The 14,706-nt window shown below is 70.3% G+C and carries 15 protein-coding genes; 11 read left to right on the forward strand and 4 right to left on the reverse strand.

Annotated features, from left to right (window positions below):
• From VF647_13505 to VF647_13545, 9 genes are all read left to right on the forward strand, one after another.
• Positions 1–957, forward strand: a 957-nt coding sequence (locus tag VF647_13505; protein HEX8453113.1) for a lyase family protein, incomplete at its 5' end; no start/stop codon positions are given.
• Positions 958–1,444: 487 nt separating this feature from the next.
• Positions 1,445–2,395: an ATP-binding cassette domain-containing protein gene (locus VF647_13510; GenBank protein HEX8453114.1), complete on the forward strand. Its 951-nt coding sequence runs from the start codon at positions 1,445–1,447 to the stop codon at positions 2,393–2,395.
• Positions 2,388–3,656, forward strand: coding sequence for an ABC transporter permease (locus VF647_13515; GenBank protein ID HEX8453115.1), 1,269 nt, complete (start codon positions 2,388–2,390; stop codon positions 3,654–3,656). Before VF647_13510 ends, VF647_13515 begins: the two co-directional genes overlap by 8 nt.
• 186 nt (positions 3,657–3,842) lie before the next feature.
• Positions 3,843–4,661 (forward strand): amidohydrolase family protein, encoded by an 819-nt coding sequence (locus tag VF647_13520; protein HEX8453116.1) that lies wholly within the window; start codon positions 3,843–3,845, stop codon positions 4,659–4,661.
• Positions 4,654–5,355: a GNAT family N-acetyltransferase gene (locus VF647_13525; protein HEX8453117.1), complete on the forward strand. Its 702-nt coding sequence runs from the start codon at positions 4,654–4,656 to the stop codon at positions 5,353–5,355. Before VF647_13520 ends, VF647_13525 begins: the two co-directional genes overlap by 8 nt.
• 105 nt (positions 5,356–5,460) lie before the next feature.
• Entirely contained in the window at positions 5,461–5,739 is a 279-nt protein-coding gene (locus VF647_13530) for a FeoA family protein (GenBank protein HEX8453118.1), read from the forward strand.
• Positions 5,740–5,743: 4 nt separating this feature from the next.
• The gene (locus tag VF647_13535; GenBank protein ID HEX8453119.1) at positions 5,744–5,968 is read left to right on the forward strand and encodes a FeoA family protein; all 225 of its coding nucleotides are present in this window, start codon (positions 5,744–5,746) and stop codon (positions 5,966–5,968) included.
• Positions 5,969–8,149: a ferrous iron transport protein B gene (gene feoB, locus VF647_13540; protein HEX8453120.1), complete on the forward strand. Its 2,181-nt coding sequence runs from the start codon at positions 5,969–5,971 to the stop codon at positions 8,147–8,149.
• 12 nt (positions 8,150–8,161) lie between these two features.
• Positions 8,162–8,323 (forward strand): hypothetical protein, encoded by a 162-nt coding sequence (locus tag VF647_13545; GenBank protein HEX8453121.1) that lies wholly within the window; start codon positions 8,162–8,164, stop codon positions 8,321–8,323.
• A gap of 411 nt (positions 8,324–8,734) precedes the next feature.
• Here VF647_13545 and VF647_13550 read toward each other — a convergent pair whose 3' ends face one another.
• Positions 8,735–9,808 carry a hypothetical protein gene (locus tag VF647_13550; GenBank protein HEX8453122.1) on the reverse strand — a complete coding sequence of 358 codons (1,074 nt, stop codon included), beginning with the start codon at positions 9,806–9,808 and terminating at the stop codon, positions 8,735–8,737.
• A 216-nt stretch (positions 9,809–10,024) separates the two neighbouring features.
• On the opposite strand from VF647_13550, the gene VF647_13555 reads away from it, so the two are divergent.
• On the forward strand, positions 10,025–10,369 hold the full coding sequence (locus VF647_13555) for a hypothetical protein (protein HEX8453123.1): 345 nt from the start codon (positions 10,025–10,027) through the stop codon (positions 10,367–10,369).
• A 111-nt stretch (positions 10,370–10,480) separates the two neighbouring features.
• Here VF647_13555 and VF647_13560 read toward each other — a convergent pair whose 3' ends face one another.
• Entirely contained in the window at positions 10,481–10,708 is a 228-nt protein-coding gene (locus VF647_13560; GenBank protein ID HEX8453124.1) for a DUF433 domain-containing protein, read from the reverse strand.
• Positions 10,709–10,810: 102 nt separating this feature from the next.
• Between VF647_13560 and VF647_13565 the strand changes: the two genes are divergently transcribed.
• Entirely contained in the window at positions 10,811–11,635 is an 825-nt protein-coding gene (locus VF647_13565) for an alpha/beta hydrolase-fold protein (protein ID HEX8453125.1), read from the forward strand.
• Positions 11,636–11,639: 4 nt separating this feature from the next.
• On the opposite strand, the gene hrpB is transcribed toward VF647_13565, so the two are convergent.
• Together hrpB and VF647_13575 are read right to left on the reverse strand one after the other, a co-directional pair.
• Positions 11,640–14,132: an ATP-dependent helicase HrpB gene (gene hrpB, locus VF647_13570; protein HEX8453126.1), complete on the reverse strand. Its 2,493-nt coding sequence runs from the start codon at positions 14,130–14,132 to the stop codon at positions 11,640–11,642.
• 85 nt (positions 14,133–14,217) lie between these two features.
• Positions 14,218–14,436: a DUF3072 domain-containing protein gene (locus VF647_13575; protein HEX8453127.1), complete on the reverse strand. Its 219-nt coding sequence runs from the start codon at positions 14,434–14,436 to the stop codon at positions 14,218–14,220.
• Positions 14,437–14,706 lie beyond the last annotated feature (270 nt).

The raw sequence follows: 14,706 nt of genomic DNA on the forward strand, positions 1-14,706 counted from the left end.
GTCGGCAAGCGCGCCACGCTCTGGATCCAGGACCTGCTGCTGGACCTGGAGGAGGTGGAGTTCCGCCTGGACACCCTGCGCTTCCGCGGCGTGCGCGGCACCACGGGGACGCAGGCGTCGTTCATGGACCTGTTCGAGGGCGACGGCGAGCGGGTGGAGCGCCTCAACCGCCTGGTGGCGCGGAAGATGGGCTTCGACAAGGTGTACGGCGTGACGGGGCAGACGTACACGCGCAAGACGGATGCATCCTGCCTGGCGACGCTGGCCGGGATCGCGGAGAGCGCCTCCAAGTTCGCCAACGACATGCGGCTGCTGGGGCACCTCAAGGAGGTGGAGGAGCCCTTCGAGGAGCAGCAGATCGGCTCGTCGGCCATGCCGTACAAGCGCAACCCGATGCGCAGCGAGCGGATCAACGCGCTGGCCCGCCACGTCATCGTCCTGTCGCTGGACCCGGCCTTCACCGCCGCCTCGCAGTGGTTCGAGCGCACGCTGGACGACTCGGCCAACAAGCGCATCGCCGTGCCCGAGGCGTACCTGGGAACGGACTCGGTGCTCCTGCTGATGCACAACGTGGCCGGCGGGATGGTGGTGCATCCGGAGATGATCCGCCGCCGCCTGATGGAGGAGCTCCCCTTCATGGCGACGGAGAACCTGATGATGCGCGCCGCCAAGCGCGGCGGCGACCGGCAGGAGCTGCACGAGCGCGTCCGCAAGCACTCCGTCGCCGCGGGCCACCGCATAAAGGCGGAGGGCCTCTCGAACGACCTCCTCGACCGAATCGCCGCCGACGGCGCGTTCGGCGTCTCGCGCGAGGAGCTGGAGGAGGACCTGCGCCCCGAGCTGTACGTGGGCCGCGCGCCGGAGCAGGTGGACGAGTTCCTGGCGGAGTGGGTGGAGCCGGTGCTGGCGCGGTATCCGGAGGCGGTGAGCGGGGCGGTGCCGGAGCTGCGGGTGTAGGCGGGGCCCTCACCCCCCCGGCCCCCCTCTCCCGATAACAGGAGAGGCTGGCGCCTCTGTTATCGAGAGAGGGGGGAGTTGTCGGCGGGCTCCGGGATGTGCGGCGCGCGGGCGGGCACGGGCGGCCACGCGGGGCCGCCCCTACGGATTTTGCGTGCGGCGGTGGGGGGCGAGTCGCGCGGGGGTGGGCGGACACGCAGGTCTGCCCCTACGGATTTTGGTGTGCGGCGGCGGGCGGCGGAGCGGCGGCGGGCACGGGCGCGATGAATCGCGCCCCTACCGGATCTGTGTGCGCCGCACGCGGTGTTCTCCCCCTCACCCGCCCTGCGCCCCCGCAGGCGGGGGAGGGGGTCGGGGGGAGGGGGCCCTCCGCCCTCCCCCGAAACCCCGCCGTCTGTTTCCGCGTACCCCCTGATGCCCGGCCCACCGCCGGTCTCGCCGCGCGCGTTCGAGCGCGGCACCACATCCTGCCCCATGTTCAGTACCTATGAACCACACACTGCTGCTGGAAGGCGTTTCCAAGCGCTATTCCGGGCACACCGCGGTCGATGACCTGTCGCTGGCGGTGCCGCCGGGGACCATCTACGGAATCCTGGGGCCCAACGGCGCCGGGAAGTCCACCACGCTGCGCATGGTGATGAACATCATCATCCGCGACTCCGGCACCATCTCGCTGCTCGGCGCCGATCCGGAAAAGGATCGCTCGGTGCTGCGCCGCGTCGGGTTCCTGCCCGAGGAGCGGGGACTCTACAAGAAGATGACCGTGCTGGACGTGATCGTGTTCTTTGCGCAGATCAAGGGCGTCGAGGTGAAGCAGGCGCGCGCGGAGGCCGGGCGCTGGCTGGAGCGCATGAGCCTGGGCGACTGGCGCGGCGCCAGGGTGGAGACGCTCTCCAAGGGGATGCAGCAAAAGGTGCAGTTCATCGCCACCGTGATCCACCAGCCCGAGCTCCTCATCCTGGACGAGCCGCAGTCGGGGCTCGACCCGGTCAACCAGGAGGTGCTGCGCGACACCATCCTGCAACACCGCAAGGACGGCAAGACGGTCATCTTCAGCACGCACAACATGGAGCAGGCGGAGCAGCTCTGCGAGCACGTCTGCATCATCGCGCAGGGGCGCAAGGTGCTGGACGGGCGGCTGCGCGACATCCGCCGCGAGAACGTTGGGAACGCGTACCGCGTGCAGTTCGACGGCGAGTCGCCCGCGGCGGAGGCGTTCATGGCGGCCGGGCGCTTCGGCGCGGCGGCGCGCGATGGGGAGGAGTGGAGGCTAGAGCTGGCGCCCGGGACCGATACGCGCGCCCTGATCGCCGCCCTCAACGACCTGGACGCGCCGCTCGTCCGCTTTCAGCGCGAGGAGCCCTCGCTCCACGACATCTTCGTCAGCCGCGTGGCCGGTGCCGCGCAGACCCGCCGCGTAGAGGCAGCCCATGTCTAACGTCTGGATCGTACTGAAGCGCGAGTTCATGGAGCGGGTGAAGACCAAGAGCTTCCTCCTCGCCACCTTTCTCTTCCCCATCTTCATCATCGGCCTCAACGTCCTGCCGCACCTGATGGGCAGCGAGGAGAGCGTGCGCCACCTGGTGGTGGTGGACGAGGCGCCGGAGGGCGTGGCGCGGATGGTCGTCGCGTCGCTCTCCACTCCCGCGGCCGAGCGCGAGGGGCGCGGCTACAGGCTGGACGTGGTGCGGCAGCCGCTCGCGCAGGTGCAGGCGGGCCTCCGCGAACGCATCACCAGCAAGGAGATCGACGGCTACATCCACCTGCCGGCCGACGTGGTGACGAGCAGCCAGGTGGCGTACCGTGCCCGCAACGTCTCCAACCTGGACGTGATGGGGGACATCCGCCGCGCGGCTTCGCAGGCGGTGCAGGAGACGCGGCTGCGCACCGCCGGGCTGCGGGCCAACGACGTCCGAGCGCTGCTCCGCCCCGTGGAGGTGAGCACCGCGCGCGTCACCGCGACGGGCGAGGAGGGCGGGAGCGCCATCGTCACCTTCTTCGCCGCCTACGCCATGGCGATGCTGATGTGGCTGATGGTGTTCCTGTACGGCGTCAACGTGATGCGCAGCGTGCTGGAGGAGAAGACGAACCGCATCGTCGAGGTGCTGGTCAGCTCCATGAAGGCGAGCGACCTGATGATGGGGAAGATCCTGGGCGTCGGCCTGGTGGCGCTGCTGCAGGTCGCGATCTGGGTGGTGCTGATCGCGACGGGGCTCACCATCGCGGGTCAGCGCCTCAAGAGCGGCGGCGCGGCGAGCATCATGGCCGGGCTGAAGCTGACGCCGCAGGCGGGGATCACGCTCCTCTCCTTCTTCGTGCTGGGCTTCTTTCTGTACGCCGCCGTCTTCGCGGCCATCGGCGCGGCGGTGACGACGGACCAGGAGGGGCAGCAGTTCCAGACCTTCGCCATGGTCCCGCTGATGCTCCCCGTGCTCTTCTTCCCCAAGGTCATCGGCGACCCCCTGGGGACGACGGCGACCGTGCTGGGGCTCGTCCCGTTCACCGCGCCCGTCGCCAACGCGATGCGGCTGGGGAGCACGGAGATCCCCGTCACACAGGTGATCGCGTCGCTGGTGATGCTGGCGCTGACGACGGTGCTCGTGGTGTGGATCGCGGGGAAAATCTACCGCTTCGGCATCCTCAGCACCGGCAAGAAGGCCTCGCTCGCGGACATCGGGCGCTGGATGCGAGCGGCCTAGAACGACAACCGCAGGGCTCACACAGAGACACAGAGACACAGAGAGAACCTCCATCCTCTCCTCTGTGTCTCTGTGTCTCTGTGTCTCTGTGTGAGATTCTTCCTTTTTTTCTTTCCGCGTGGTGCCGGTATGGGTCGTGCGGTCGCGAGGGGGTTTGAGGACGACCTCCCCGCAACGGAACCGCCGGTGATCGTAGACTGCCACACCCATCTGAACCGCTACTTCGACGAGCAGCCTACCTCCCTCGACGAGCGCTACGCGCAGCTGCGCTCCGAGATGGACGCGAACAGGATCGACTTCGCGCTCGTGCTTTCCAGCTACAAGGTCAACGAAGACCGCCCCTCCACCGCCGAGATCCTGCGGCTGGTGGAGGACGACCCGCGCATCGGGGTGGCGGCGGGGGTCAGCTTCTACGACCTGGGCGAGGAGAGCCTGGCGGAGCTGCGCGGGCTGCTGGGGAGTGGGCGGGTGCACGCGCTCAAGCTGTATCCGGGGTACCAGGCGTTCTACGTGTACGATCCGCAGCTTCGCGGGGTGTACGACCTGGCGGCGGAGTTCGGCGTGCCCGTGATGATCCACACCGGCGACACCTACGACCGGCTGGGGAAGCTCAAGTACACGCACCCGCTCACCATCGACGAGGCGGCGGTCGACTTCCGCGAGGTCAACTTCGTCGTCTGCCACATGGGGAATCCCTGGCTGATGGACGCGGCCGAGGTGATCTACAAGAACGAGAACGTGATGGGAGACATTTCGGGCTTCACCCTGGGCGCCTTCGAGGAGCGCTTCGAGCGGCTGATGATCGACAAGGTGCGCGACGTGGTGGCGTACGCCAACGGCACCAGCGGCCTCCTCTACGGCACCGACTGGCCGATCTGCGACATGGCGAGCTACCTGCGCTTCGTGGAGAAGCTGGGGCTGAGCGAGGAGGAGTCCGAGAACCTGCTCTGGAAGAACGCCGCGCGCCTCTTCCGCATCGGACTCGCGGGTGACGCACATGCGTGACGCGAACATCGTGGAGATCCGCGACGAGCGCGACCCGCTCGCCCGCGATGCGCTGCAGCTGATCGTGGAGATGTTTCCGCCCAGCGACCGCCAGTCCACCAGCGCCCTCCTCTCCGAAGTCGCCGAGTCGCGGATGGAGCTGCTGGAGGGCGACGGCTTCCACCTCTTCACCGCCCTCTCCGAGGAAGGGCGGCCGATGGGTACGGCGATCGGCGTGTACCTGCGGGCGGTGAACGCGGGGTTCATCCTGTACATCGCCGTGCGCCCCGAGTACCGCTCGCGCGAGGCCGCCCGCACCCTGCGCCGCGAGCTGGCCATGGCCTTTCGCGAGGACGCCCGGCGCAACGGCCGCGGCGAGCTGGCGTGGGTGATCGGCGAGATCGAGGCGGAGAGCGCGTGGCTGCGGCGGCTGGTGCGGGAGCGCAACGTGATCCCCTTCGACTTCACCTACTACCACCCGGGGATGTCGCCCGGCTCCGGCGACCGGGAGTACATCCTCTACCGCCAGCCCGTGGGCGACGCGCGCGAGGAGATCCCCGCGCAGCTCGTGCGCCAGATCATCTACGACATCTTCCGCCGCGCGTACCGCGTCTCGTACCCCCTGGTGCACCCCGGCTTCGCGGCCATGATCGCCGAGCTGGAGGGGCGCGACATGGTCGGCCCGCACCGGCGCACCGTGGAGTGGGGCGCGTAGCCCAGCACGCGCTCCAACATCCTTGCGTCGAACCGCGTCCATGATGTATCTTCCACTCAGTTGAAACTGATTCTCACCTTCAGCTTTCCCGATGGAACCCAGCGCATGCTGAAGCGTATCTTTGGTCGCAGGGACAAGGCGCCGGCCGCGGCCGCGTGCGGCGGGTGTCCGCTGGCGGCGTGCGCCACCGGGTGCAAGGCCGCCGTCCTGCGCATGGACTGCGAGCATGGCGAGGCGCACCGGCTGCGCGGGATGGGGCTCTTCGAGGGCTCCATGGTCCGCGTGCTGGACTCGCGCAACGGGATGCTGCTGGAGGTGAAGGGGTGCAAGCTGGCGCTGGGGCAGTCGCTCGCGACGTCCATCCAGGTCCTTCCGGTCGGCTGAACCGTTGGCGAAGAAGCTGGCAGAGCTCGGCCCCGGTGAGCGGGGCCGCGTCACGTCGATGGCCGGCGACGCGGATGCGACGCGGCGGCTGATGGACATGGGGCTGATCCGCGGGACCACGGTGGAGGTGGTGCGCCGCGCCCCGCTGGGAGATCCGATCGAGGTGAAGTTGCGCGGCTTCATGCTGACCCTGCGCCGCGCCGAGGCTGAGCACATCACGGTGGAGTAGATGGAAGCGATCCAAGCCGGCGGCACGCTCGCCGCACCCCCCGCACCCTCGCCCGCCCTCGCCGCGCGCGAGGGTGCGCTGCATGTGGCGCTCATCGGCAACCCGAACACGGGGAAGAGCACGCTCTTCAACGCGCTCACCGGGATGCGCCAGCGCGTGGGCAACTACTCCGGCGTCACCGTGGAGCGGGTGGAGGGTCGCTACCGCGACGCGGACGGGCACTTCGTCACGGTGCTGGACCTTCCCGGCACCTACTCGCTGAGCGCGTCGTCGCCGGACGAGGAGATCGCGCTGAGTGTGCTGCTGGGCCGCGCGCCCGGCGCCGACGCGCCCGACGTGGTGGTGGTGGTGCTGGACGCGCAGAACCTGGAGCGCAACCTCTTTCTCGCCACGCAGGTGCTGGAGCTGGGGCTGCCGACCGTGGTGGCGCTGAACCAGGTGGACGCGGCGACGGCGGCCGGGCTGCGCATCGACCTGGTGGAGCTCACGCTGGAGCTGGGCGCGCCCGTGGTCGCCACCGTGGCCACGCGCGGCGAAGGGCTGGAGCTGCTCAAGCAGGCGGTGGCGAAGGCGCCCGGGCTCCCCCGCCCCGGGCGCCGCTTCGAGCTTCCCTCCGAAGCGGCCGCCGCGCTGGAGCCGGTGGAGGCCGCGCTGGTGCAGGGCGGGCTCTCCCCCTCCGCTGCGGGGATGGAGGCGCTGCGCCTGCTGGCGGTGCGGCAGGCGGGTCGGCACCTGGCGGGGATCGCGGGGCTGGCGGAGGCGGTGGAGCGCGCGCACGACGAGATCGAGGCGGCGGGGCTTTCCGCGCGCAGCCTGGAGGCCGAGGTGCGCTACGCCTGGATCGCCGACGTCACGGACCGCGTCGTCACGCGCGCCGGCGGCGAGGAGCGCACGCTCACCGACCGCATCGACGCGGTGGCGCTGCACAGGGTGGCCGGGCCGCTGCTCTTCGTGGTGATGATGGGGCTCGTCTTCCAGTCGATCTTCACCTGGGCCGAGCCGCTGATCGGGATCGTCGAAGGACTGGTCGGGGGGCTGGGCGCGTGGGTGGGATCGATCCTTCCCCCCGGCGACCTCAACTCGCTTGTGGTGGACGGCGCCATCGCGGGGGTGGGCTCCGTGCTCGTCTTCCTCCCGCAGATCGTCATCCTCTTCCTCTTCATCGGCTTCCTGGAAGACACCGGGTACATGGCGCGCGCCGCCTTCATCATGGACCGCTTCATGAGGAGCGTGGGGCTGCACGGACGGTCGTTCATCCCGCTCCTCTCGGGCTACGCCTGCGCGGTGCCGGGGGTGATGTCCACGCGCACCATCGAGAGCCCCAAGGACCGCCTCGCGACCATCCTGGTGCTGCCGCTGATGAGCTGTTCGGCGCGCATCCCCATCTACGCGCTCCTGATCGGCACCTTCATCCCGCCCATCGCCGTCGCGGGCGTGTTCAACCTGCAGGGGCTCACGCTGCTGGCGATGTACCTGCTGGGGACGCTGACCGCGCTGGGCGTGGCGGCGATCTTCAAGCGGACGCTGATGCGGGGGAAGGCGCGGCCCATGATCATGGAGCTGCCGCCGTACCGCATCCCCAACCCGCGCTCGCTCTTCCTGTCGGTCGCGCACCGCTCCAGCATGTTCGTGAAGCGCGCCGGCACGGTGATCCTGGCGCTCTCCATCGTCCTCTGGGCGCTGGCGACGTACCCGCGGACGGAAGCTCCGGCCGGGGCGAGCGAGCATGCGGCGCAGGAGGCACAGCTCGCCGGGAGCACGCTGGGGATGCTGGGCCACGCCATCGAGCCCGCCGTGCGGCCGCTGGGCTACGACTGGAAGATCGGCGTGGGGATCGTCTCGTCGTTCGCCGCGCGCGAGGTGTTCGTGGCCAGCATGGGCACCATCTACGGCGTGGGCGCGGCGGACGAGGGCTCCACCTCCCTTCGCGAGAAGCTGCGCGCCGAGCGGCACGAGGGGAGCGGTGCGCTGGTGTACACGCCTCTGGTGGCGGTGGGGCTGATGGTCTTCTACGTGTACGCCATGATGTGCATGAGCACCGCCGCCGTCGTCGTGCGCGAGACGGGCGGCGGGTGGGTGGGCCTGGGATGGGCCGGCTTCCAGTTCGTCTACATGCTCGCGCTGGCGTACCTTTCCGCCCTTCTGGTGTACCAGGGCGGACGTGCGCTGGGCCTCGGATGACGGAGGTGGATCATGGCGGGTGAGCTGGTGCAGTCCGCGGCGGTGGGCGTGATCGTCCTCGGCGCGGCGGGGACGCTGGCCGTGCGCGGCTGGCGCATGCTGGCCGGGGCCCGCGGCAAGGCGGGCGACGATGGGTGCGGTGGTGGCGGTGGGGGGTGCGGGTGCGGTAAGTGAGGGCCCCCTCCCCCCGGCCCCCTCCCCCGCCTGCGGGGGCGCAGGGCGGGTGAGGGGGAGAACTGCAGCCTGCGCTGCACAGACCCGGTAGGGGCGCGATTCATCGCGCCCGTGTCACGGGCGGCTCCGACGCCCGTCACACGCACGGATCCCGTAGGGGCAGACCTGCGTGTCTGCCCACCGCCCGCCCTACCTCGACCCTCGCCTTCCGCACCAATCCGGGCCCTGCCTCGACCCTCGCCATCCGCACCCAAAATCCTGTAGGGGCAGCCCCGCGTGGCTGCCCGTGCTTGCCCCGGCACCGAACCCCGGCTTTGAACCCCATCCGGCCGCCGGTGGCGACGGCATCAGCAGATACAAAAGAGGGGCGGCGCAACGATGCGCCGCCCTTTTCCGCGCCTCGGCGCCTCGTCAGCGCGTGGGGCGGGTGATCTGCCAGAGGACGACGGAACCGCCGCTGTACCCCACGACCTGCCCGTTCTCGTTGATGCGCTGCGCCTGCGTGTACTTCGCGCCGGGAAGCCCGGGCAGCTCGAGCATCCCGCTCTCCGCGGTCCAGAAGAAGCCGCCGAGCTCCCCCTCGGTGGACTTGTCGCTGAAGCCCACCACCTCACCCAGCTCGTTCATCCCCAGCACGATGCTGGATCTGCCGCCCAGAGTGCCGATGTCCTGCATCCGGCCGTCCGGGTACCAGAGAACCGCGTGGCTTCCACCGCTGGGAGTGTCGGCGGCCCCGCCGACCAGGCCCGCGTCGTTGATCGCCTGCGCCGAGGCGTACGGCGCCCCGGGAAGTCGGGGAAGCTCGCGGAGCTCACCGGCCGCGTTCCAGAACGCCGCGCGCTGCGCCCAGTCCTCCGGGGTGTTGAACATCCCCACCGCGTCACCATGGAGGTTCACCGCGCGTACGGCGTTGAAGCTCCCCCCACGGTCGCGCAGGAGCACCGGTCCCGACGCTTCGGTCCAGCGGAAGGCCCGCACGCGCCCGTCCACTCCGGTCTGTCCACCCACCACGCCGGCGTCGTTGACGGCGTTGGCGAAGCTGAACTTCCCCATCCCCACCGGGCGGAACGTCCCGCTGGCGGAGCGGAGGTAGGCCGCCGGCATGCTGTCTCCACGCGAAATGGCCCCGCCCGCGACCTGCCCGCTCCCGTTGATCGCGAGCGCCCACGTATACGTTCCGCCGCCCGGCGAGCCGAGGTCCTTCACGCCTCCCGCGGCGGTCCACATGAACCCCGACAGGCCCACGCCGTCGGTCGGCTTCCCGCCGATCACCGTTCCGGCATCGTTGATGTCGAGGCCGAACCCCTCCGGGATCCCGAGCTCCTGCGCCGGCCCCAGCTCGTAGATCCGCACGGGAGCGGATACGCTGTAGCTCCTGGGATCGGGGCCGATCGGGCCGTCGGACCCGCACCCCATGGCAGCGAGCGCCAGCCCGCCCATGAAGACGCGGGCGAAATACCGGACGGTGCGTTGCGCGAAGCTCACGATTGTTTCCTCCGGGAGTACTTCAGAGACGAAAGCGAGGTGGGAGCAGAGTCCGTTCAGCAAGATAATGCCAATCGCGAAGGCAGTAAACATTCGAGGGCAGCCATGCGAACGCCCATCGGCCAGGATCGCGCGGTCGTGTCAGAACGGCGGGGGTCCGTGCGTTTACGGGGTAACCTCGAACGCCCCCCGCCGTCATCGAACCGCGTTGCCGCCATGAAAACCCTCCGCTTCGCCCCGGTCCTCTTCGCCTGCGTCCTCGCGGGCGCGTGCTCTCCGCTGCTGTCCGATGAGGAGCGGCTGGATACGGTACACGTGGGCTACGTCACGCGGAGCGGCGACATGATCAGCGGCACGGGTACGGTGGAGCGGTTCGACCTCGAGGGCGGCTTCTTCGCCATTCGAGGCGACGACGGCAAGGTGTACGACCCCATCAACCTGCCGGCCGGGTTCGCGCGGCACGGCGTGCAGGTGCGCTTCACGGCCAAGCTGCGGCGCGACATGGGGAGCATCCACATGGTCGGCGAGATCGTCGAGATCCAGCAGATTTCGGCGGCGTAAACGGCGGGTCTCACGCGGAGGCGCGGAGACGCTGAAGAGAAAAACGGAGGCGGCCCGCGGATCAGTGAGATTCGCGGGCCCTCCTGTTTTACTGCACTAAGGCAAAGAGCCTCACAGACTCGGCACCGCCATCAGCTTCCGCTGGATGTCCGCCGCGAATGCCAGCGAGGCGCGGATGTCTTCCGCTTCGAGATACGGAAAGTCCGCGAGGATCTCAGCCTCCGTCATTCCGGAAGCCAGGTAGTCGAGGACGTCGTACACGGTGATCCGCATGCCGCGGATGCACGGCTTGCCCCCGCGCTTGTCGGGTTCGATGGTGATGCGCTCAAGGTAATTCATGAATTGACGGTAGAGTCGAAAGCTGGTGCGGTCAACTCGGTCGGTTGCGACGCACGCGAGGGGGTCGTACGATGGGGGCTACTTCTCAACCCAGGATTTTCGATGATGAGACGGCTGGCCCTCGGCATCTTCCTTCTCCTGTGCGCAACGCATGCGGCGCGTGCGCAGAGCTCGGCGCCGCTGACGATCGGCGAGACGTTCACGATCGAGTCGAGGGTGATGGGAGAGACGCGGCGGATCAACGTGTATGCGCCGCCGGGGTACGCGGAAACGCCCGGGATGCGGCTGCCGGTGCTGTACATGCCGGACGGCGGGATGGCGGAGGACTTCCTGCACGTCGCAGGGCTGGTGCAGGTGTCGGTGGGGAACGGGACCATGCGCCCCTTTCTGCTGGTCGGCATCGAGAACACGCAGCGGCGGCGCGACATGACCGGACCTACGGAGGTCGCGCGGGACCGGGCGATCGCGCCACGGGTCGGAGGCTCCGCTGCGTTCCGCAGGTTCATTCGCACCGAGCTGATGCCGGAGGTGAAGCGCCGCTACCGCACGACGGACGAGACCGCAATCGTGGGGGAATCGCTCGCGGGGCTGTTCGTGGTGGAGACGCTCTTCCTGGAGCCCGACCTGTTCGACACGTACATCGCCTTCGACCCGAGCCTCTGGTGGAACGGACGCCGGCTCGTGAGCCGCGCGGGCGAACGGCTGCGCACGCGGGCGCTGGCGGGGAAAACGCTCTACTTCGCCAGCAGCGACGAGAAGGAGATCGCGGACGACGCCGCGATGCTGGCGGATTCGCTGCAGAGGCATCCGTCGTCCGGGCTGCGCTGGCACTACGAGCGGATGCCGGAGGAGCAGCACCCGACCATCTACCATCCCGCGGCTTTGCGGGCGTTCCGCGCGCTGTTCAAGCCCGCGCCGCGCCAGTAGCGGTTCAACGCGGGCGGGCGCGGCGCGTGGGGGTGGCGGCGAGGGGATCGTCGGGCCAGTAGTGCTTGGGATAGCGGCCCTTGAGGTCCTTTTTGACGTCGAAGTACGTCGTGCGCCAGAAGCTCGCCAGGTCTCGCGTCACCTGCACGGGGCGGTGCGCGGGCGACAGGAGGTGCAGCGTAAGCGGGACGCCGGCGATGCGCGGCGTCTCCGTCCAGCCGAAGACTTCCTGGAGGCGCACGGCCAGCACCGGCGCCTCCGGGTCCGAGTAGTCCACCGCGATCCGCGAGCCGCTGGGCACCTCGACGTGCGTCGGCGCCTGCTCGTCGAGACGGCGGCGGCGGTCCCAGGGGAGCATCGATTCCAGGATCGCGGCGAGGTCCAGCCGGGCGAGCTGCGCGAGCGAGCTGACGCCGTGGAGGTGAGGCGCGAGCCATTCCTCCATCCCGGCGAGCAGCCCTTCATCCGATGCATCCGGCCACGACGCATCCGCGCGGCGGAGGAAGACGAGGCGCTCCTGAAGCTGCCGCGCGCTCTTGCTCCATGGCAGCGCGCCCAGGCCCCGCTCGCGCACCCCATCCAGCAGGGCGGCCGTGATGCGCTCCGGGTCCGCATCGGCCAGAGGCGACTCGCGCAGGACGAGCGCGCCCAGACGTTCGCGGCGGCGCGCGCGCACGGCGCCGGCCTCCGCGTCCCAGGCAACCGACTCCTCCGTCTCGATCTGATCCGCGAAGTGGGCCTCCAGTTCCGCCAACTCCACGGGCGCGGCGAGGTAGATGCGGCTCTCGCGCCCGTGCCCCGCCAGTTCCGCGGCGACGACGTACGCGGCCTCGGCCAGCGGCTGGGGATGGGCGAACGCCGCGCCGCGCCCGTTACGCAGAAGGAAGCGCCCTCCCCCGCCCTGCCGCCGCTGCGCGATGCGATCGGGGTACGCCAGCGCCAGGAGCATCCCCGCTGCGTCGCTGCTGCCCCCGCCGCGCGCACCGATGCCGGCGCCGCGCGCGAGCTGCCGCGCCTCGTCGGCGATGCGCCGCAGGGAATCGCGGTCCACGCTCCACGCACCCGCCGGGGCGCGACCGCCGCGCAGCGCTTCTACGCGCAGGCGTACGTCCGCGTCCGGGGGCGCGCCTTCGCGGGCGCGGAATGGGTCGCGGTTGGCGAGGAGCGCCGCCAGCCCGCACCCCAGCCCGCCGAGCTCCAGCTCCGCCGCGCGCAGCACCATGTGCGCGAGGCGCGGGTGGAGGCCCACCCCGCTCATCCGCCGCCCGTGCGCTGTGATGGCGCCCGCCGCATCCAGCGCGCCGAGCTGGGCCAGGAGCTCGCGAGCCTGCGAGTACGCGGCGGCGGGAGGCGGATCGAGCCACGACAGCTCCGCGGGATCGCGCACGCCCCACGCGGCCAGCTCCAGCGCCAGCGGCGCCAGGTCGGCGTCCATGATCTCCGGCACGCCGTGGGGCACGAGCGCCGCCTGCTCCCCCTCGGTCCACAGCCGGTAGCAGACGCCGGGGCCCACGCGCCCGGCGCGCCCGCGCCGCTGGTCCGCGGACGCGCGGGTGACGCGCACCGTCTCCAGCCGCGTCATCCCCGTGCGCGGCGCGAAGCGGGGGACGCGCATCCAGCCGCCATCCACCACCACGCGCACCCCCTCGATGGTGAGGCTCGTTTCCGCGATGGAAGTGGCGAGCACCACCTTGCGCTCGCCGGGGCGGGATGGCTCGATGGCGGCATCCTGCGCCTCCTGCGGAAGGGTGCCGTGCAGCGGAGCCACGCGCACGCCGCGCCCGAGATCCTCCTCCGCCAGCAGCCCCTCCACGCGCCGGATCTCCCCCGCACCGGGGAGGAAGACGAGGAGGTCGCCATCGTGCTCGGCGAGCGCGGCTCGGACGGCGCGCGCCACCGCCGGCTCGGAGTGGCCGTCCACGGGCCGCGCGAGGTAGCGCGTCTCGACGGGAAAGCTGCGCCCCTCGCTGGTCACGATCGGCGCGCCGCCCAGGAGCTCGGCCACCGGGCCGCCGTCCAGCGTCGCCGACATCACCAGGAGCCGCAGGTCGTCGCGAAGGAGGGCGCGGCTCTGGAGGGTGAGGGCGAGCCCCAGGTCGGCGTGCAGGCTGCGCTCGTGGAACTCGTCGAAGATCACGAGCCCCACCCCCTCCAGCGACGGATCGGACTGGAGCATGCGGGTGAGGACGCCCTCGGTGACCACCTCGATGCGGGTGCGCGGGCCGGCCTGCCTGTCCATACGCACGCGGTAGCCGACGGTGGCGCCCACGCGCTCGCCCAGCGTCTGCGCCATGCGGCGGGCGGCGGCGCGCGCGGCCAGGCGGCGCGGCTCCAGCATCACTATCTTGCGGCCGGCCAGCCACGCCTCGTCCAGCAGCGCCAGGGGAACGCGTGTCGTCTTCCCCGCGCCCGGAGGCGCCTGGAGCACGGCCGCGCCCGCGTCGCGCAGGGCGGCGCGCAGCGGGGGGATGACGGATTCGATGGGGAGCGCGTCCATGGGCGCCAATCTGCCGACGCGGCGCGGGCGCAGAAAGAGGAGAGGCGCGGAGGATCTTCCCCGCACCTCTCCGGGACGGGCCGGACTACTGCCCGCGACCCGTCTTCTCCTGGAGCTCGTCGATCTTCTTCGACGCCTCCGCCTTGGTCAGCTCGTCGTCGACCTCTACCTTGGCCTCTTCGGCGAGGGTGTGGAGGTACGAGCGCTGGGCCCCCGTCATCGGCTCGTCGCCGGTGACCCAGTTGTCGGGGTCCTTGATGGTGTTGCTCTCGTCCCGCATTTCCTGCGTGGCCTTGTCCGTCATAGCCTTCACCCTCCGATTCTGGTTTCTGGCGAAAGTGCCCTTCGCGTGTCCATTTTGCAGGAAGCGTACCAAAGAAAAGCCGAAGCAGAGGGCCCTCACCCCCGCTCGTTCCTCGCTGCCCCCTCTCCCGATAACAGGAGAGGGCTGCGCCCTCGCCGTTATCGAGAGAGGGGGCGGAACGCGAACGGTGGCCGGTGTACGCGATTCCGTAGGGGCAGACCTGCGTGTCTGCCCTCCTTTCCGTACCTCGATCCGTGGGTTTGACGTTGA

Source organism: Longimicrobium sp. (assembly GCA_036387335.1).
Lineage (GTDB): Bacteria > Gemmatimonadota > Gemmatimonadetes > Longimicrobiales > Longimicrobiaceae > Longimicrobium.

Excerpts from the sequence above, each read along its gene's own strand:
- VF647_13510 (HEX8453114.1), top strand. The coding sequence starts at position 1,445 with ATGAACCACACACTGCTGCTGGAAGGCGTTTCCAAGCGCTATTCCGGG.
- VF647_13555 (HEX8453123.1), top strand. The coding sequence starts at position 10,025 with ATGAAAACCCTCCGCTTCGCCCCGGTCCTCTTCGCCTGCGTCCTCGCG.
- VF647_13565 (HEX8453125.1), top strand. The coding sequence starts at position 10,811 with ATGATGAGACGGCTGGCCCTCGGCATCTTCCTTCTCCTGTGCGCAACG.
- VF647_13575 (HEX8453127.1), bottom strand. The coding sequence starts at position 14,436 with ATGACGGACAAGGCCACGCAGGAAATGCGGGACGAGAGCAACACCATC.
- VF647_13515 (HEX8453115.1), top strand. The coding sequence starts at position 2,388 with ATGTCTAACGTCTGGATCGTACTGAAGCGCGAGTTCATGGAGCGGGTG.
- VF647_13545 (HEX8453121.1), top strand. The coding sequence starts at position 8,162 with ATGGCGGGTGAGCTGGTGCAGTCCGCGGCGGTGGGCGTGATCGTCCTC.
- hrpB (HEX8453126.1), bottom strand. The coding sequence starts at position 14,132 with ATGGACGCGCTCCCCATCGAATCCGTCATCCCCCCGCTGCGCGCCGCC.
- VF647_13525 (HEX8453117.1), top strand. The coding sequence starts at position 4,654 with ATGCGTGACGCGAACATCGTGGAGATCCGCGACGAGCGCGACCCGCTC.
- VF647_13530 (HEX8453118.1), top strand. The coding sequence starts at position 5,461 with ATGCTGAAGCGTATCTTTGGTCGCAGGGACAAGGCGCCGGCCGCGGCC.
- VF647_13560 (HEX8453124.1), bottom strand. The coding sequence starts at position 10,708 with ATGAATTACCTTGAGCGCATCACCATCGAACCCGACAAGCGCGGGGGC.
- feoB (HEX8453120.1), top strand. The coding sequence starts at position 5,969 with ATGGAAGCGATCCAAGCCGGCGGCACGCTCGCCGCACCCCCCGCACCC.